The sequence below is a fragment of the Aristophania sp. ESL1100 genome, assembly GCF_058511235.1.
Genome location: NZ_CP196394.1, coordinates 1,122,345 through 1,140,480 on the forward strand (window position 1 = coordinate 1,122,345; position 18,136 = coordinate 1,140,480).

General features: G+C 48.2%; 16 protein-coding genes. 4 read left to right on the forward strand and 12 right to left on the reverse strand.

From position 1 onward, the window contains the following. The first annotated feature begins 39 nt into the window (after nt 1–39). Together ACSYSY_RS05375 and ACSYSY_RS05380 are read left to right on the forward strand one after the other, a co-directional pair. Nucleotides 40–558: an HPP family protein gene (locus tag ACSYSY_RS05375; RefSeq protein ID WP_491706560.1), complete on the forward strand. Its 519-nt coding sequence runs from the start codon at nt 40–42 to the stop codon at nt 556–558. A 487-nt stretch (nt 559–1,045) separates the two neighbouring features. Beyond that, nucleotides 1,046–2,647, forward strand: coding sequence for an L-lactate permease (locus ACSYSY_RS05380; RefSeq protein ID WP_491706561.1), 1,602 nt, complete (start codon nt 1,046–1,048; stop codon nt 2,645–2,647). A gap of 254 nt (nt 2,648–2,901) precedes the next feature. Here ACSYSY_RS05380 and recO read toward each other — a convergent pair whose 3' ends face one another. The 10 genes from recO to hpnA all read right to left on the reverse strand — a co-directional run bounded on the left by recO (nt 2,902) and on the right by hpnA (nt 13,656). Further along, nucleotides 2,902–3,627: a DNA repair protein RecO gene (gene recO / locus ACSYSY_RS05385; RefSeq protein WP_491706562.1), complete on the reverse strand. Its 726-nt coding sequence runs from the start codon at nt 3,625–3,627 to the stop codon at nt 2,902–2,904. A gap of 80 nt (nt 3,628–3,707) precedes the next feature. Further along, nucleotides 3,708–4,613, reverse strand: a complete 906-nt coding sequence (gene tsf / locus ACSYSY_RS05390; protein ID WP_491706563.1) for a translation elongation factor Ts — start codon at nt 4,611–4,613, stop codon at nt 3,708–3,710. A gap of 110 nt (nt 4,614–4,723) precedes the next feature. Further along, the gene (gene rpsB / locus ACSYSY_RS05395; protein ID WP_491706564.1) at nt 4,724–5,512 is read right to left on the reverse strand and encodes a 30S ribosomal protein S2; all 789 of its coding nucleotides are present in this window, start codon (nt 5,510–5,512) and stop codon (nt 4,724–4,726) included. Between the two features lie 158 nt (nt 5,513–5,670). Continuing rightward, nucleotides 5,671–6,291 carry a phosphorylase family protein gene (locus ACSYSY_RS05400; protein WP_491706565.1) on the reverse strand — a complete coding sequence of 207 codons (621 nt, stop codon included), beginning with the start codon at nt 6,289–6,291 and terminating at the stop codon, nt 5,671–5,673. After that, nucleotides 6,291–8,234, reverse strand: a complete 1,944-nt coding sequence (shc, locus tag ACSYSY_RS05405) for a squalene--hopene cyclase (RefSeq protein ID WP_491708228.1) — start codon at nt 8,232–8,234, stop codon at nt 6,291–6,293. Before shc ends, ACSYSY_RS05400 begins: the two co-directional genes overlap by 1 nt. 80 nt (nt 8,235–8,314) lie before the next feature. Next, on the reverse strand, nt 8,315–9,610 hold the full coding sequence (gene hpnE, locus ACSYSY_RS05410) for a hydroxysqualene dehydroxylase HpnE (RefSeq protein ID WP_491706566.1): 1,296 nt from the start codon (nt 9,608–9,610) through the stop codon (nt 8,315–8,317). Nucleotides 9,611–9,612: 2 nt separating this feature from the next. Beyond that, a complete protein-coding gene (hpnD, locus tag ACSYSY_RS05415; protein WP_491706567.1) occupies nt 9,613–10,491 on the reverse strand; it encodes a presqualene diphosphate synthase HpnD in 879 nt (292 codons plus the stop codon). Nucleotides 10,492–10,552: 61 nt separating this feature from the next. Then, nucleotides 10,553–11,455: a squalene synthase HpnC gene (gene hpnC, locus ACSYSY_RS05420; RefSeq protein WP_491706568.1), complete on the reverse strand. Its 903-nt coding sequence runs from the start codon at nt 11,453–11,455 to the stop codon at nt 10,553–10,555. Between the two features lie 20 nt (nt 11,456–11,475). Continuing rightward, nucleotides 11,476–12,627 carry a glycosyltransferase gene (locus ACSYSY_RS05425; protein WP_491706569.1) on the reverse strand — a complete coding sequence of 384 codons (1,152 nt, stop codon included), beginning with the start codon at nt 12,625–12,627 and terminating at the stop codon, nt 11,476–11,478. Between the two features lie 39 nt (nt 12,628–12,666). After that, the gene (hpnA, locus tag ACSYSY_RS05430; protein ID WP_491706570.1) at nt 12,667–13,656 is read right to left on the reverse strand and encodes a hopanoid-associated sugar epimerase; all 990 of its coding nucleotides are present in this window, start codon (nt 13,654–13,656) and stop codon (nt 12,667–12,669) included. A 135-nt stretch (nt 13,657–13,791) separates the two neighbouring features. Here hpnA and ACSYSY_RS05435 point away from each other — a divergent pair, with 135 nt between their 5' ends. Both ACSYSY_RS05435 and ACSYSY_RS05440 read left to right on the forward strand, forming a co-directional pair. Then, entirely contained in the window at nt 13,792–14,808 is a 1,017-nt protein-coding gene (locus tag ACSYSY_RS05435) for a lysylphosphatidylglycerol synthase domain-containing protein (RefSeq protein ID WP_491706571.1), read from the forward strand. A 13-nt stretch (nt 14,809–14,821) separates the two neighbouring features. After that, complete coding sequence (locus ACSYSY_RS05440; RefSeq protein ID WP_491706572.1) at nt 14,822–15,718, forward strand: prephenate dehydrogenase/arogenate dehydrogenase family protein; 897 nt, start codon at nt 14,822–14,824, stop codon at nt 15,716–15,718. A 64-nt stretch (nt 15,719–15,782) separates the two neighbouring features. Here ACSYSY_RS05440 and pyk read toward each other — a convergent pair whose 3' ends face one another. Both pyk and ACSYSY_RS05450 read right to left on the reverse strand, forming a co-directional pair. Further along, nucleotides 15,783–17,210 (reverse strand): pyruvate kinase, encoded by a 1,428-nt coding sequence (gene pyk, locus ACSYSY_RS05445; protein WP_491706573.1) that lies wholly within the window; start codon nt 17,208–17,210, stop codon nt 15,783–15,785. Between the two features lie 17 nt (nt 17,211–17,227). Continuing rightward, nucleotides 17,228–18,061, reverse strand: a complete 834-nt coding sequence (locus ACSYSY_RS05450; protein ID WP_491706574.1) for an SH3 domain-containing protein — start codon at nt 18,059–18,061, stop codon at nt 17,228–17,230. Nucleotides 18,062–18,136 lie beyond the last annotated feature (75 nt).

An 18,136-nucleotide genomic window follows, 5' to 3' on the forward strand; every position in this document is an offset into this window, starting at 1 on the left:
AGTTTAACTGTGCGGACTATTCTTATCCATAGGAAATGGATGATGGCAATCGACGCGAAAAATGTATCTTTCAGCGCAACAGGAAACGCGATGCTTCAGGGAATAAGGAAAAATTTCCTCCCTGCTTTAATTTCAGGCATTGGCGGCATGTTAGCCATTTTTCCACTCGTCGATTTAACGACGAATTATCACTATGTCTTGCTGATTGCCCCTTTTGGTGCCAGCTGTGTGCTTCTCTTCGCCTTGCCCCAAAGCCCCCTTGCCAGGCCCCGTAATGTCATAGGAGGGCATTTCCTATCGTCTCTTGTTGGACTGGTCATACTTCATTTTATAGGCCACGGCCCTATTGAAATGACCGTCGGTGTAGGCCTCGCGATCGCCGTTATGCAGTTAACTGGCACAACACACCCGCCTGCCGGTGGTGACCCCCTGGTCGTCATTCTTGCTGCAGCCAGTTGGAACTTTCTACTGACCCCAATTCTCGTAGGGACCAGCACACTTGTTGCCGTGGCATATCTCTATAATCGCTATATCTCAAAGCGACCTTACCCATCCTGATTGCGAATCTCCCATTTTATCTAGGAAATATGGAAGAAATTTCCAAAACATATCGCATTATTTTTTCGATTTTTTAACATGCTGTTGGAATATATTATATATGTATATCTCTATATATTTTGTATATAAAAATAGTAATTCACACTGAATGTCAGATACTGTAATATTTTTTTAACGATATAACGTTTGTTCCCATAAATTAGTAAATCAAGGTTATTTTTGTAAAAATATATTTAGAACGTTATATTCTCATACATATTAAATATATCATTCACGATTTACTGTCAAAATACATTTTTTTCTGAGAAAAATGCTCTTTTTATTTCCACATTCTTACAAAAATGTCTTTTCTTGACGCATCTGTGAACGACAAACGAACATATATAGATTGATTTCCGAAGTACAATAGTCATTATGAATCCAATTTTCATGGATGAGATATTATATTTCGCCGTGAAGACACATTCTTTTTACAAAGTAAAAAAACATGTTTTCACAAACCATAATACCTGCTGGTAACAGCCTCCTCCTCTCTTTTCTGCTTGCATCAGCGCCTATTCTCGTCACGCTTGTCATGATGGGCGTTTTAAAACGCCCCGCCTGGCAATCTACCCTTGGTGGGCTGGCTGTTTGTTTGATACTGGCAGTGACTGTATGGGGCATGCCGGTTACAACTGCTTTTTCCAGCCTGACGAACGGCATGGTTTTTGCGGTATTCCCGGTTATGTGGATCGCAATCAGTGCGATTTTTCTTTTTAATATTGCCAAGGAAACAGGCCGCTTTGATGCGTTCCGTTCATGGATATTGAGCCACGTTCCCAATGACAAACGCATTATGCTGATTGTCATCGGGTTCTGCTTCAGCACCGCCCTGGAAGGAATTGCAGGCTTTGGCAGCCCGATTGCCATCACCAGTGCGCTCCTCATTATGTTGGGATTTCCGGCTCTTGAAGCGATTTCCTATGTTTTGATTTTCAATGCGGCCGCTGCGGCTTATGGTGCTTTGGGAATTCCTGTAACCGTACTCGGCTCTGTCACGGGTCTGTCAGCGCCTTTATTGGCGAGTATATCCGGCCTCCTGATGGCACCTCTCTCCGCTATGATGCCTTTTTACGTCATGGTTCTTTACGGAGGATGGAAGTCTGTCAGGCAGCTTTGGCCAGTACTATTGGTTGCGAGCTTGAGTTTTACACTCACGATGGTCGCTGTCACCATGTTCGTGTCCTATAATCTGACCGACGTACTCGCAGCCTGTATTTCGCTTGTCGTTACAATCGGGTTCTTATCTTTCTGGAAACCCAAACCAGATCCTGCCTATGCGGTTACAGAAACAGTTGACCACAAATCCAGCCAGACTGACGTGAATATTCCTCACTGGCATGGCTGGATCCCCTGGGTCATTGTTACGCTTATGGTGATTATCTGGAACATTTATCATATTGATAAAATAGGTGAGCTTAACATTCACTGGCCGGGTCTTGATAATAAGGTCTACATAACCCTTTATCATAAGCCCTATGCTGCTATTTGGAAATTACAGCCACTGGGCACAGGCACGGCGATTATTCTCTCCGCCCTTCTTACTGCCATTGTGACGAAAGCTTCTTTCCAGCAATTTAAGAATGCGCTTTTCCTTACCGCTAAACAGGGATGGCTTGCCGTCATCACCGTTGCACTGACGGTTGGATTTTCATATTTGATGAATTATTCCGGTATGACCTATACCCTCGGATTTGGCATCGCTTCCACTGGCGTTGTTTTCCCATTGGTATCAGTCTTTTTGGGATGGATCGGGGTCTTTCTTACAGGCAGCGATACTGCTGGAAATGCCCTCTTTGGGAATTTGCAGGTTTCAGCTGCCCACCAGCTCAACCTGGACCCAACCCTTTTTGCGGCCGTCAATGCCGCAGGTGGCGGTATGGGCAAAACCATTTCACCGCAAAATATCGCTACCGGCATTTCAGTCACTACCCTGAAAGGTCAGGAAGGTATTGTGCTTGCCCGCACGATCAAACACAGCCTCTTCTTTACCTGTTTGATGGCAATTCTTGTCGTGATCTGGCAGCATCTGGGCATTAAGCTTGGGTAAAGTCCCCTTATTGAAAAAGAGGGAGAGACGTTCAAAGTCTCTCCCTCTTTTTTCGCATTATATCCCTAGTGAATTTAGCACTTGGTTATTTTAGGTGTTTCTTTAGTGTCTCACGCTACCATGCGTAGGCTTCCGGCACTTCTTTTCCTCATACCGGCCCAGACCTCATCGAGAAATTTGCGCTGTTCATCAGTCATGACGTAAATAGGACGCCCTGATAGATCGGCCTGTCAAGAATTGGACGCACTACCATATCAACTGAGATGCTCTAAGAGCCTTTCTCTTGCCAAAGGTAAGGGGCGGTTCATGACACCAAAGACAGATTTTTCAAGAAAGTGGCCTGTTATTTTCAGCCCCTGCTGCCATTGCTCTTTTGTGCCTTCATCCGTTGCATCACGTAACAAATGAGGCAAAGGCAGGAGACGGTCTTTCCACTCTCCAGCCCCTTCTTCGCTCACTGCCTTACCCGTCCGTGGGGACACGTAAGCCAGATGATCCTTCCTTCCTGTTACTGTACAACAAGATAGGTCAAGGCCGTATCCCAATTGCCTTAAAAGCAGAACCTCCCATCGGATGTAATCTGCATAAGGAGGAAGTTGGGGAAAAACAACCAATCTGCTTAACAGCTTTACCATTTCATGAAAGAGGTCGGAGCAGGCTTCTTTCTCCGGCACACCATGAGCACAAACAGCACAGGCACTGGTCATCAATGCAAGGGACTCTGGATAATCCAGCAAATAGCCACTGATTGTTTTAACAATTTCGCCTGTAAACTGCCCCAGCTGGTCAGCCAGTCGTGCCTTCCATTTAACAATCAGGATATTTCCAACCTGCCAGACAGGTCTTTGCCGGGTTGAGTTTCCCCCTCTGCACAAACCTCTCCTGACACCATGCGTCTGAGTCAGAACGGTTACCAATAAATTGTTCTCTCCCTGTGGCTCTGACCGCAGAACAATCGCTGGCGCTTCCCATTCCATCATGTCTCTCTTCCGCTCAATAAAAAAGGCTCTCATATTTCATGAGAGCCTTTTAATAACGTCAAGAAAATTCTGGCTGAAACTTAGTGGCCAGCAGCTTTCGCCACTTCAGCCGCAAAGTCATCAACCTGTTTCTCAATGCCTTCACCAAGCTGGAAGCGTTCGAAAGCAACAAGCTTTGCTCCAGCTTTTTCAATGATTTTTTTGACGCGTGTTTCACCGTCATGCACCCAGACCTGCTCCAGAAGCACAACTTCTTCGTAGAATTTACGAATACGGCCATCAATCATTTTCTCAATGATCGCTTCCGGTTTACCGGATGCCCGGGCCTGCTCAACCAAAACAGCGCGCTCGCGTTCCAGAGCTTCAGGGTCAACACCGGAAACATCCAGAGCAGCAGGACGTGTTGCCGCAACATGCATCCCGACCTGGCGGCCAAGTGTCTCGAGTGCTTCACTTTCTGAAGGGGCTTCAAGAGCTGCCAGAACACCGATACGGCCGATGCCCGGGCGCAGTGCACCATGAACATAGCTTGCTACGACGCCTGAGGGAACGCTCAGCACAACAGCACGGCGCAGAGACATATTCTCGCCAATTGTTGCGATCAGATGTGTCAGTTCGTCAGCAACTGTACGACCTGAAGGTAATGTTGCAGCCTTGATCGTCTCAAGGTCATCACCAACTTCCAATGCAACTTTGGCAATCTGTTCGACAACATTCTGGAATGCTTCGTTACGCGCAACAAAGTCTGTCTCGGCATTCACTTCAACCATGGCCGCTTTGTTTTTGCCGGAGGCAACACCAACAAGGCCTTCAGCCGCTACACGACCTGATTTTTTTGCAGCCTGAGAGAGACCTTTTTTACGAAGCCAGTCGATGGCGGCTTCCATATCTCCATCAGTTTCAGTCAGGGCTTTTTTGCAGTCCATCATGCCTGCACCAGTAGATTCACGGAGTTCACGAACCTGGGCTGCTGAGATCTGAGCCATATCATCACCTTTTATATAAAAATCCATGCAGTCAGGAATTTGTCCCCTGACTGCATGGTCTAATTTTCAAAAGCAGTTCCCAAAAAATCAGGAATTGTTTTCAGCTTTCATTAAGCTTCTGGAGCTTCTTCAGCAGAAACAGCTGTTTCTGTGATTGTTGCTTCAACAGGAAGCTCTTCAGAAGCACCGATATCCTGACCAGAAGCTGCCAGCTCAGCAGAAATACCGTCCAGAACCGCACCGGCAACTAGATCACAATAAAGGGTAATTGCGCGAATTGCGTCATCATTCCCTGGAACAGGGAAGTTCACACCTTTAGGATCAGAGTTGCTGTCGAGAATTGCCACAACCGGGATACCCAGCTTGTTGGCTTCTTCAACGGCCAGCTTTTCCTTGTTGGTATCAATCACGAAAAGCAGATCGGGCAGACCGCCCATGTCTTTAATACCACCGAGTGAGCGCTCCAGCTTCTCGCGGTCGCGTGTGATATCAAGAATTTCTTTTTTCGTAAGACCAGCTGTATCACCGGCAAGCATCTCATCAATAGAGCGCAGGCGCTTGATTGAATTTGTGATGGTCTTCCAGTTTGTCAGCATCCCACCGAGCCAACGGTGATTGACATAATACTGGCCACAACGCTGTGCGGCTTCAGCAACATGCTCGGAAGCTGCACGTTTTGTGCCGACGAAAAGCACACGCCCACCAGCAGCAACAGTGTCACGAACCTGCTTCAGGGCACGATCCAACAAGGGAACTGTCTGCTGAAGGTCAATAATATGAACCTGGTTACGGACACCGAAAAGATAAGGAGCCATCGCTGGGTTCCAGCGACGTGTGTGGTGACCGAAGTGAACACCTGCTTCAAGCAGCTGGCGCATTGTAAATTGAGGCATTGCCATAATAAGCAACCTTTATAGTCTGGTTAATCCTCCGCATGACGCGTCCTGTTACAGGCACCAGAGATTCTGGGTCATGCGTGCGAAATAGCCTCTTCCCGATGATCGGGAAAAAGTGCCTTCTTTTAACGTTTCAGATGAGAAATAGCAAGCTTAATTCATCAAAGGGCGGTCAGGAAACCAGCCATAATTTTGCGCGCTTTAGCCGCATTCTGCCCTAACTTTATCAAGGCAGCCATTTGAGATGGGTGTCGGCAAAGAGAGCCTATAAGCCCCGGCATATAAATCTTGCCATTCTTCAACCCGGCCGATGCTGCAGGTGGCAAATCCTGGGAAGCATCATCACAAACCACACGCAGAACCGCGAATGGAAGCCCGGCTTTCGCAACGAAACCACTTTCCATATCGACAGCGCTACACCCCGTCTCTTCCCATATCTGCTTTTTCTGCAAAGCGGTCTCAATCATAACCGGGCTATGAAAGACCCCTCCCTTACGGGTGGTTTCGTTTCTTAGACGCTCGGTCATCATAGGATCGGAGAAATATTTTTCTTCTTCAACATAAACATAATCAGGGACAATGATCGTCCCGGGAGAGCAGGTTTCATCCAGCCCCCCTGCACAGCCAAAGGACAATAATTCTGTCACGCCTGATTCCAGAAGCGTCTGTAAAGCTCGTTTCCCTTGCGCTTCCTGTGCATGACTCAGCGCAATTTTCGCCTCTGGAAATGCACGGGATGCCAATTTTGCTTCTTCAGCCAGGCCTGTCAGAATCCCCAGCATTAAAACCCGAACTCTACGTGGCCTGAATTACTAGCCCCCAGATTACGGTAGCGTGACAGAGCCATAAGCGGGAAAAACTGCTTATAACCATGATAACGCAAGTAGAAAACCTTCGGAAATCCTACAGCATTATAGGGCTCTTCATGCCACTCACCATTCTCATCCTGAGCCTGGGCAAGGTAAGCAATACCGCGTTTAACCGCATCTGAATCACGCTCTCCAACCGCCATTAAGGCAAGAACGGCCCAGGCTGTCTGCGTCGGGAGGCTGGTCTTGTAAACACCGTGTTTAGCCCCCTCATAGCTGGCGCAATCCTCACCCCAGCCACCATCTTCACGCTGGACAGATTTCAGCCATTCAACAGCACGCGTAATCATGGGGTCAAAATGAGAAACACCCGCTATATTCAAGCTACAGAGCACAGACCATGTTCCGTAAATATAATTCGTACCCCAGCGGCCAAACCAGCTCCCTTCCGGTTCCTGATCACGGCGCAGATAACTGATGCCTTTTTCAATAACCGCGCGATCTTCGTCATGACCAAGCTGGGACAAAAAGGAAATACACCGGGCCGAAACGTCTGCTGTAGGAGGGTCCAGCAAGGCTCCATGATCGGCAAAGGGAATATAATTCAGGAAGTCCATGTTGTTATCAATATCAAAAGCACCCCACCCACCATTGGTGCTTTGCATACCGATAATCCATTCACGGGCACGCGCGATCGCTTCCTTGTTCTCAACAGGATCAAGGCGATGAAGCAACATTCCGACAACGGCTGTATCATCAACATCGGGGTAATAGTCATTTTCGTACTGGAAGGCCCAACCGCCGGGACGAAGACCGGGGATATTGATCTCCCAGTCACCTTTAACGTCCAGGATCTGGCGATCTCTCAACCAGGCTGCACTTTTTTTCAAGGCAGCGATTGTCTCTTCACGCTTTATACCTTTGGGACCGGAAGCAGCCTCAAGCATTGCCAGGCCGGATAACCCTGTATCCCAGACGGGCGAGACGCAAGGCTGGCAATAGATCTCACCATTTTTTTCTACAAGCAGGTCCTGAACCGCCTGCCATGCCTGAACCGCTTTGGGATCATTGTCTGCAACCCCAAGTGTACGGAACATCATAATAACGTTCGCCATTGCCGGATAAATAGCGCCAAGACCGCCTGCGCTCAGGCGTTCCTCGATAAAGGCAATCGCTTTGTTAATGGCTTTCTTGCGTGTTTTTTTTGGGAAATACGGTTCAGCCTTGCGTAAGACAACATCAAGAGCTTTAAAGAAACGCCCCCAGCGGGAACGATAAGGCCCCCTGATCCAGTCCTTGATTTTTTGAGGAGGCGTTACAAACAGCTCCTGAACATGAATCTTGCGCGGATTAATCGCAACAGGCTTGAAGGTTCCCAAAACCAGCAAAGGCGCAATCACGGTGCGAGACCAGTAGGACATATTCCATAGAGAAACAAACGCCTTGCGTGACATCAGCATCAGCTCAACAGGCATGACCGGCACGGCATCCCAGGGGACTTCTCCAAACAGGGCCAGCTGGATACGTGTAAAGACGTTCGTTCTCTCAGCGCCTCCATGCTGTAGAATAGCAGCCCGCGCGGCTCTCATATGAGGGGCATCAGGACTGTCACCAATCGCTTTAAGAGCAAAATAGGCCTTTACAGAAGCGGAGATATTAAAATCTCCATCATGATAGAGAGGCCAGCCCCCGTGCTCACCTTGAATACGGCGGAGATAATGGCCGATTTTTTCCTCTTTTTCTGGATCAATACGATCTAGAAAATGCTCCAGCAGCACATATTCAGCCGGAATGGTCGCATCAGCTTCAAGTTCAAAAACCCAGTGGCCATCCTCTTTCTGGCGGCGTCCTAAGGCAAAATGGCCCTGCTCGATAGAGTGATCAAGCTTACCGCTAAAATCGCTCGGATAGGACAAAGTCTCGCTCACTGGTTTCTCCCTGCTTGATTCTATTTGTTTCACTATGAATTAAGTTTAGCCAGAAATAACGCCGCTTTTCATGGCTGCCCAGCTTTAAAGGCAGACCGGTAGCCCAAAGCGTCCACTGCGGCCAGACCAGACTGAATGGCCCCTTCAATCGTTGAAGGCAAGCCTGTATCGGTCCAGTCCCCCGCCAGCGAAAGATTGGCAAAGGGCGTCCTGGCACCAGGGCGGCGCTTATTCTGCTCTGGCGTGGCTGCAAAGGTTGCCCGCTTTTCCCTGATAAGTCTGCTGGCCGGTGTCGCAAGTGGCAGAACACCTTCTATAACCGTATTCAGGGCCTGGGTGATTTCTTCCCAGATCAGATCAAGCATCGCTTCATTGGAATAATCAGCATAACGATTTGCCGCACTGACCGTTACTGAGAGCACATCATCATGAATGAAAAGCCACTCAGCCATTCCGCCTACCAGACCAACGAATCCCGCTTCCTTTACAGGGCTTTTAAGCCTCAATTTATAAGGCAGTCTGTAATGGGCATTGGCAATCGACTCAAACATTGTCGGCACCACAAGCTCAGGCAGCAGGCTTTCCGCAACAGTCGCCGGCACTGCAAGGATCACAGAGTCTTCCGGCCCGAGATTCACAATGCCATCCGTTGTCATAAAGGAAACAAGGCGGCCATTTTCCTCCTTTAAGGACGTAACGCGTGTGCCAACCAGAACTTTACTATGGAATTTCTCCAGATAGGATAAAGCAGGTGTTACAAACGTCTCAGAAAGGCCATTCTTGGCTGTCCATGGGCAACAGGCCTGCCCCCCTTGTGCCAAGGTTTTCTTAATAATATTACCCAAGAGAAGGGCGCTGCCACTCTCAAGGTCCGTATTCAGGGCCGATATCGCAAATGGCGCTACCAAACGGCGCGTAAATTCTCCCCCGTCAAGACATTCCGCAACCGTCTGATCCGGTCCGGCTTTCATCAGACGGGTCAGGACAAAAATTTCCTTCAAGGCCATCCCGGGAACACGTGCCCGATGGTTTAACAGCCAGAAAGGAACCTTTCCCTTTGATAAACGAAGACACCATCCCAGACTATCCTCAAGATCATACCAGGGGAAGATAGGCTTCCCGGGACCTTTTAAGGTATCCCTTGCCCCGATCAGATCAAGATAGCGAAAACTATAGGCGTTGGCAGACAATAATAAATGATTGCCATTATCAATTGTCGTCTCGAGAGCACGATCATAAAAAGAACGCGCACGCCCCCCACAGACAGGGCCGGCCTCATAAATTGTGACTTGTGCCTGTGGGGCCAATTCCATGGCTGCGGATAGACCGGCGAGCCCTCCCCCTATAATATGAACGTGCCCCACGATTATACCCCGGCAAAAGCCCGAATGAGAGAGAGCTTTTTAGACAATGAATTAATAGTTAAAGCCCTCTCAGGATTACGCCACCCTCTTTTTTCCAAAGCAGCGAGAGTAACCTTATAAGAGGCGGCCATCAGACGTGCCGGTTTAACGGTGTCAGAGGGGCATTGCTTCATGGCTTTGTCTGCCTCTCTGAAATGATCCTTTGCTCTTCCTGCAATGATCCGGCAAACAGAATCCAATCCCCGCGCATAGGTCGCTTCATAGGGATCCAATGGGACGTCAAAGCGTTGCAGAAGTTCTTTCGGCAAATAAAGACGGTTCTTTTTTGCATCCTCTGCAATATCGCGCAAAATATTTGTCAGTTGCAGAGCCCTGCCCAGATGATAGGCCAGAACAGCTCCCTCATGATGAGGTGTGCCAAAGACCTTGATGGAGAGGCGCCCGACCGCCGAGGCTACACGATCACAATAGAGATCAAGGGTTGCTTCATCAGGCGCAACAATCGGCCCCCGACAATCCATCAGCATCCCTTCTATCACATCCTCGAAATCTTTTTTCTTTAAATGAAAGCGTTCAATCGCTGCCACCAGAACATTATCTACGGCACCGGACGTCTTTCCTTCATATAAGTCATTGAGACGATCGAACCATGCTGTCAAAGCCTGTTCAGGGTTGGCATCGTCTGTATCACCATCAGCAATGTCATCGACAATGCGACAGAAAGCATAGATCGCATACATCCCCTGCCTGCGCAAAGGTGTGAGAATCCGCATCCCTTTTCCAAAAGAGGTACCGGATTGATCAACAATTGCCTGAACAGCGAGCAAGTCAGAGGGGGCACAAACCAAGCCCAATGCCTCTTTTTTCCGGGCAAAACTCATTATCTTTTCTTTTGCTCCCTCATCTGTACCGTCCCATACGCTCTGAACAACTATGTGACTTCTAATCTCTCTTCATAAAGGAAGGGACTGCTTTTGGCGACGAAAAATAAGAGAAAGCTTTTATAAGTGCAACGACCCCATCAACCGGTTTTAACGCAACACGATTTTCGATCGGATCCTGATAATGCAGATAGTCCGTCAGCTTCACACATAAATTGACAATAACCGCGGCTTCCAGACGCATCCGTCTATCCCGGATCAGGGATGGCAAACGCCTGGCCTTTGTATTCAATCCGTCCACCTTGGCAAGCATCCTGTCCATAACGAAACGGACACCTGGTTTTGAACGAGCAAGCCGCAAATCATCAATCGTCACCCCTTCTTCCTCGAGCCAGGGCACAGGTAGGTAGCAACGGTCTAGTTTGCTCAAATCATCATAAACATCCTGAAGGTGATTAATGATCTGCAAAGCCGTACAAAGCGCGTCTGATGCTTCATAGGTTTCTTCGTCCTCTTTATGGACGGCCAATAAAAATCGTCCCACAGGATTGGCAGAATAACGGCAATAATGCAGTAACTCTTCCCAATTCTGATAACGGTTTTTTTCGGCATCCATAACAAAAGCCGTAATCAGGTCACCCGCCAGGGACAAGGGAAGGCCGCATTTAAGCATCGCAGAACGAAGACGGACGGCCGTCTGTGCATCCGCCCGACAGGGAGCCTCCCTTTCTCCAAAAAGAACCTCTCTGAGAGCCAGAAGACGATTTTTTTTCTGTTCGGGAGAAAGTTTCTCATTATCCACCATATCATCCGCCACACGGGCAAAATGATAATAGGCATGGATTACAGGGCGATGGACAGGCGCGATCAGAAAAGATCCCACAGGGAAATTCTCATCTCCCATGCCTTTTCTGGATGTAACATCCTCTTCGCCCCAGACATTCATAGTGTTACTATCTTCCATTAGCGTGCCGTTTTTCCCTGTTATTGTGAACGTTTATCGTAAGAACGTCCACGCCAGCGCACCCCCACCCCACGATAATAGTCGATGACGGAACCTGTCGTCGCCATCATATAGAACATCGCTATAATCGGTAGTGGAAAAACGCGCCATAGGGAAAGATTAAACCACCGGATGGTCGGAAAGAAACTCAGACAACTTACCATATAAACGGCCCCTCCAATCCAGCGTCTCTTCCCCTTTCCCCATATAAAATTACAAATCGGAACAAACCAGATCAGGCACATGCCTATCACAGCCATCGCAAAACGCCAGGGCGAAAATTGCAGCTGGACATAGGCATTTCTCGCGATCATATGCCAGATTTCACCAAGGGACTCATATCCACGAATTGACCGGGCCTGCTTGCTACATCCGAGATAAAGCTTCCCGCCACTTCTTTTTACGTGTGCCGCCAAGGTGCAATCGTCAATCAGAGCATCCCTCAATGCCTGTATCCCACCAATTTTTTTCAACCTGCCACATTGCAGCAAAACGGTCCCCCCTGCCGCACCGGCAATTGGTGAACGAGGGTCAGAGACCTTACGAAATGGATAAAGAAGCGCAAAAAAATAGACAAAAGCCGGGACCAGAAATTTTTCCCAGAATCCCGTACAGTTAAGCATGACCATTTCAGAAACCAGATCCAGTTCCTGCTCAACTGCTTTTGCCACCAATGAGGACAGGTGATCCGGGTCGTGAATAATATCGGCATCTGTCAGGAAAACAAAATCTGTTTCCTTCAAAGTTTCAAAAGCTTTTTCCTGCCCCTGATAAACTGCCCATAATTTACCACTCCACCCTTCCGGGCGTGGATTCCCTTCAATGATGGTCAACCGATTTTCAGAATCATGAACTGTTCTGGCTATAGAGGACGTCGCGTCCCGACTCTCGTCATTAACGAGGATGACATTATAATGTCCTTTATAATCCTGCGCTAAAAGAGATTTCAGAACGATATCAATTGTCTCTTCTTCATCGCGTGCCGGCACAATAATAGAAACAACCGGCAGGTCTGGCAGATTTAATCTGTCGTCATCACCCCTGACCTTTTGCAACCAGGGGCCGCCCAGCCAATAATAACCACGCATAAATATAAGATATAACCACACAAAAAAGGCATAAAATGCGGTCATGACTTTGTTTCCGTTATTTATTTATAGTCTCATGATTTATTACGTCTTATTTTTAAACCAGGCAACTGCGTCAGCAACCGCATCACTTACTGGGCGGTGTTTATAACCAAGCTCGTCCTCTGCTTTTTTTGACGAAAAAAACATCAGTTTTTTAGACATGGCCAGCATTTCTCTTGTGACACGTGGCTCAATTTTAAAAAGACGATATAATTCTTCGGATATGACCGCCACTGGATATAACACGGACTGACTGAGTTTAATCTTCGGTGCGGGGACACCAGCTACGTCACTGATCAGATCAAATAAATCCTTCAGCATGATATTATCACCGCCCAGGATATATTTTTCCCCTATTTTTCCTTTTTCAAGCGCCAGGGCGTGCCCTTCAGCCACATCATCAACATGAACAATATTCAGCCCTGTATCAACGTAAGCAGGCATGCGCCTGCGGACACAATCACGGATCATCAGACCAGTCGGTGTCGGTTTAATATCGCGTGGCCCGATAGGCGTTGAGGGATTCACGATCACTGCTGGAAGATTCTCTTCCCTGATCATTTGCAGGACGGCCTGTTCCGCGCGATATTTGGAACGTTTATAAACCCCGGCGATCTGATCCTCTGTTACGGGACTGGCTTCATCGGCAGGAATTCCATTATGCGCCGTGGCAAGAGCTGCAACTGACGAGCAGTAAACGATTTTCTCGACCCCTGCCTGTTGGGCCAGGCGCATCAGCTGGCGTGTACCCTCTACATTGGCGCGCATCATCGTCTCTGGGTCAGGCACCCATAGGCGATAATCCGCTGCTAGATGGAAAAGATAGCGAACACCTTCAAAAGCTTTAATCAGCGTTTCAGGCTGGGAAAGATCACCATAGACAATCTCTGCCTTGAGGCCTTCAAGATTTGTTTTATCAGAGGAAGGACGGGCCAGAAGTCTGAGTTTATGGCCTCTTTTTTCCAGGACACGCGCTACTGCCGAACCAACAAACCCGGTTGCACCTGTAACGAATGTTTTATCAGAAACCATAACCAATCAGATCCATTTTACGAAAAATATTCCTGTGGGGTATAATACGGAATCACTCTCCTGTAAAAAGAATACCCCACAGAGAAGAAGTTGTTTCTTTTCTCACGAATACAGAAAATAAAAATATAATTTTTTATGAGCCCAACGCTAAAAAAAACCCTTCCCTATGGCCTGACTTTTATCGGTATTCTGCTTTTTGCCTATCTGACGGCCCAGGCGGGAATCGGCCCCATTGAAACAGCTCTTTCAAAGGTCGGGTTTACAGGTTTTTTTGTCCTGATTTTCCTCCAGCTTATCATTAATTTCGGTCTGGGCTTTTCGTGGAAAGGCAGCGTTCGGGAAATATCGTGGAAACGCCTGGTTCTGGCGCGTTTTGTCAGAGATGCCGCTGGGGCCTGTCTCCCTTTCTCACAATTAGGCGGGATGATTGCCGGTGTGAAGGCAACAATACCCCAGACCTCCTCTGACAAAAAAAGTGCTCGTCCGCAAATCAGCTGGGCCGAGGCCATTGCAGCTAATATCGTTGATATTACGTGCGAGACGCTTGCCCAGATTGTCTTTATCCTGTTTGCCCTGCTCTGCCTATTAGGCCATCAGGAAGCCGGACGTTTTATAACGCCCCTGATTATTGGCCTCTCACTCCTGACAGCCGGAATTGCCGGTTTTATCTGGAGCCAGAAAAAAAGCGGGAATATTCTCGGTAAAATAGGACGATTTCTGTCGCGTCATATCGCTGCAAGCTGGGAAGAAAGCCTCCATAACAATACCTCTTCCTTTCAGACGGCACTTGAAAAACTCTGGGACAATCCCAGACATATTGCTTGCGGCGCCTTTCTTCACCTTGTTTTCTGGCTTGCCAGCGCCGTTATAACGTGGGTTGCGCTCTTTTTTCTGGGCGTATCGCTCTCCTTCTTTGATGCCATAGCTCTGGAAGGGGTCGTTTGCGGGATGATGTCAGTCGGTTTTTTTGTCCCAGGATCTCTTGGTGTGCAGGAAGGCGCCTATATGGCAGTCGGTCTTATTTTCGGGATCAGCACAGATATTTCTTTCTCCCTTTCTTTGTTAAGACGCGGGCGCGATATCATAATTGGCGTACCTGTGCTTATATTGTGGCAGATTTCCGAGCTTCGTAATCTCAAAAAAACACTTTAGCAAAGCTGTTATTATGGATGTGAATCACTCTCCTCTCTTTGGACATATGGCGATCGTAGGACCAGGTCTCATCGGGTCCTCCCTTTTACGCCGGGCGAAAGAAAAAGGAGACCTAGCGCACTATATAACGGCCATTGACAATAATGCAGATGTGCTCAAACGGGTGAGTGAGCTCCAGATTGCTGATTTCTGCACAACTGACCTTGCTCAAGGGGTCAAGGATGCTGATGTCGTTATTCTTTCCATTCCGACCGGCGCGGTTCAGGAGGTCGCACTCAAGGTGCTTCCTCATATGAAACCAGGCAGTATCCTCAGCGACGTTGCTTCAGTCCGGGGGCGCCTTGGTATCGAAATCTCTACAGCCTTGCCGGCGGGGGTTGATTACGTCCCCGCTCACCCTATGGCTGGCACCGAATTTTCCGGCCCGGATGCAGGATTTTCAACGCTTTTCGAAAATCGTTGGTGTCTGCTGACACCGCCCTCGCAGGCTCAGAAATCTTCCATTCAGAAAATTGAATCCCTATGGCAAAGATGCGGTGCCAGAACGCGTATCATTAATGACGATTATCATGACCGTGTCTGCGCCATGGTCAGCCATCTTCCACATCTTCTGGCTTTTACAATCTGTGACACCGCGGCCAATCTCTCCAGCGATCTTCGTGCCGACGTCCTTGAATATGCAGCTTCGGGCTTCAGGGATTTTACGCGTATCGCCGCCTCTGACCCCATCATGTGGCGCGATATCTTTCTCGCCAATCGTGACGTTATTCTTGAGACACTTGACCGTTTTAAAGATGAAACAGAAAAAATGGCTCAGGCAATCCGGGACAACGATGCTGATGCAATTACAGACCGTATTAAACGCGGTAAATTAATCAGGCAGACCTTGATCGATAAAAAGCAGGTTTAGTGATACGTCACAAAAAAAGCCCGGATTATAAGCCGGGCTTTTTCTCCATCTCTGTGAACCTGAGTTAAATTTTTATAACGCGCAAGGTATTCGTACTGCCTGCTCGGCCAAAAGGAAGCCCGGCCAGAAGAATAACATGCTGCCCTTCCTTCGCCAGAGACCGTTCAAGCATCATCTCTGAGACAGGACCGTCCAGATCTTCAATTCCCATAGCTTCATCAGTCATGGGATGAACGACGGGATAGACCCCCCAGACCACGCATAGGCGGCGTGCAACGGTTCTATCACTTAAGGATACAACCGGATTATAGGGCCTCTCCCGTGCAACGGTAATAACGCCGCGTCCACTTCTTGAATGGACTGCCAGAGCAGCGGCATTCAAGGTATGTCCGACATCCCAGGCCGATTGGGCCAATGAGCCTTGAATTGTATGTTCAACGGGAGGGCGCATCTTGTCCATACGAGCACGCCATTGCGGATCACGCTCAACACGTGTGGCAATCCGCACCATCATCTGCACTGCCTCTAAAGGGTAGCGCCCTGCTGCACTTTCAGCTGAAAGCATGACGGCATCAGCACCATCATAAACAGCATTCGCAACATCTGACACTTCAGCCCTGGTCGGGGTCGGGCTTTCGATCATGCTTTCAAGCATCTGTGTTGCCACGATTACCGGGCGTCCCTGCCGACGTGCTTCGGAAATGGCACGTTTTTGCGTTACAGGAACATCTTCAGCCGGCAGCTCAACACCAAGATCCCCACGAGCAACCATCACGGCATCTGAATGGTGAATAATTTTTTCCAGGCAATCAACAGCCTGGGGCTTTTCCAGCTTTGTAACAATCCATGCACGTCCCTTGGCGATTTTCTGCGCCTCCATGACATCTTCCGGTTTCTGCACAAAAGATAAGGCTACCAGATCAACACCTAGAGACAATGCGTAATTAAAATCGTCTTTGTCTTTTTCAGTCAAAGCGGGAATAGGCAGAATAACGTCCGGGACATTGACGCCTTTACGCTCTGATAATTTCCCCCCTATGATGACCTCAGTCTCGAGAGAATCTGCTGTTTTTGACAAAACCTTGAGAGCCAGTTTCCCATCATCCAGCAGTAGGCGATGCCCGATATCAACAGCCTGAATAATTTCTGGATGTGGAAGGCAAACGCGATTTTCATCCCCGGGGGTTTCATCTCGATCCAGCCGGAAATGTTGCCCGGCACGGAGCATAACAGGCCCGTTTGCAAAAACACCAACCCGTAATTTCGGGCCCTGCAAGTCAGCGAGAATAGCGAGAGGATGCCCTATAATTTGTTCAGCTTCACGAACTGCCTGATGCCGAGCAGCATGTTCTTTATGCGACCCATGAGAAAAATTCAGACGAAAAACATTCACACCGGCTTTTGCTAAAGATAAAATTACCTCCGGTGATGATGAAGACGGTCCAAGGGTTGCAACAATTTTTGTGCGTCGGTCACCTGCAATATTGGTCATTATATCCTCAATTCTGATTACTTTGATTCTATAACCTCCTCAGGAAAAAGCCCCCAGATATATTTACGTTGTACCCAACCTTCATGATCGGCGACCTTGACCTGACACCAGGCTGATTTTACCGGACAGGCTACAAGCTGCCCGACTACTCCAGCCTTTAATAAAGCAATCACTCTTTGATCTGGTCCTGCTGAACTTAAAAGATAAGTATAATCGCCTTTCTGATGGCCTATGTCCTGTGGCGGAACGTAACCTACCACGTAGGGGTCAGCGTGTTTAGAAAAAGAATTTTTAGTATCCTGTGTCTTGTTTTCATCATTTCCAAGAACAACAAATGTACGGTTCCCTCTTAACGTGACTCTATGCACCCACCCCTTCTGGCCTTCTGAATCCTCAACCAGGCGCCATACATCAAACTCCCGTTCAATTTTCATTGGCAAGCCACGGCGATGATAAACCCACTCAATAGGATAACGATCCCCCGGCCCCCGTCTCATATACACGCGATCAGCCCGCAAAGAGGCAAAACGGGGAATAGGATAACCCGTATCCGTCCCTTTTTCCTGTTCAGTCGGAAGCGGATTTGATGATGCATTATTAACCGGCTGTGTTTGCGCTTTGGCCGCAACAGCCCCACCCGCAATGGCTCCAGCAGCGCCTCCCGTTCCTAAAGACGCCTTCACAGAGGTGGCACTCTTATGCTGTTTCAGGGATTTTTTACCTTTTTCTTTATGTTTCTGAGCCGTTTTCCCTGGATGTTTTCTATGATGAATGCTTTGGGGAGGAAGAAGGTGATGCTTCGTTTCAGCGCCTGCCTCACAAAACTGCCCTGTAAACACAAGAACAGACATAAGAAAAAACGCCTTTCCAGTGAGAAAAAGGCCATTAGAAACAGGATGTAACAGCTTCATGAATTTTATCTATGC

Bases quoted from the DNA above. Each gene is read 5' to 3' on its own strand.
- ACSYSY_RS05400 (WP_491706565.1), bottom strand. From the start codon at position 6,291: ATGCTGGGGATTCTGACAGGCCTGGCTGAAGAAGCAAAATTGGCATCC.
- ACSYSY_RS05425 (WP_491706569.1), bottom strand. From the start codon at position 12,627: ATGACCGCATTTTATGCCTTTTTTGTGTGGTTATATCTTATATTTATG.
- pyk (WP_491706573.1), bottom strand. From the start codon at position 17,210: ATGACCAATATTGCAGGTGACCGACGCACAAAAATTGTTGCAACCCTT.
- ACSYSY_RS05450 (WP_491706574.1), bottom strand. From the start codon at position 18,061: ATGTCTGTTCTTGTGTTTACAGGGCAGTTTTGTGAGGCAGGCGCTGAA.
- ACSYSY_RS05435 (WP_491706571.1), top strand. From the start codon at position 13,792: ATGAGCCCAACGCTAAAAAAAACCCTTCCCTATGGCCTGACTTTTATC.
- tsf (WP_491706563.1), bottom strand. From the start codon at position 4,613: ATGGCTCAGATCTCAGCAGCCCAGGTTCGTGAACTCCGTGAATCTACT.
- rpsB (WP_491706564.1), bottom strand. From the start codon at position 5,512: ATGGCAATGCCTCAATTTACAATGCGCCAGCTGCTTGAAGCAGGTGTT.
- ACSYSY_RS05440 (WP_491706572.1), top strand. From the start codon at position 14,822: ATGGATGTGAATCACTCTCCTCTCTTTGGACATATGGCGATCGTAGGA.
- hpnA (WP_491706570.1), bottom strand. From the start codon at position 13,656: ATGGTTTCTGATAAAACATTCGTTACAGGTGCAACCGGGTTTGTTGGT.
- ACSYSY_RS05375 (WP_491706560.1), top strand. From the start codon at position 40: ATGATGGCAATCGACGCGAAAAATGTATCTTTCAGCGCAACAGGAAAC.
- recO (WP_491706562.1), bottom strand. From the start codon at position 3,627: ATGATGGAATGGGAAGCGCCAGCGATTGTTCTGCGGTCAGAGCCACAG.
- hpnC (WP_491706568.1), bottom strand. From the start codon at position 11,455: ATGGAAGATAGTAACACTATGAATGTCTGGGGCGAAGAGGATGTTACA.
- ACSYSY_RS05380 (WP_491706561.1), top strand. From the start codon at position 1,046: ATGTTTTCACAAACCATAATACCTGCTGGTAACAGCCTCCTCCTCTCT.
- hpnD (WP_491706567.1), bottom strand. From the start codon at position 10,491: ATGAGTTTTGCCCGGAAAAAAGAGGCATTGGGCTTGGTTTGTGCCCCC.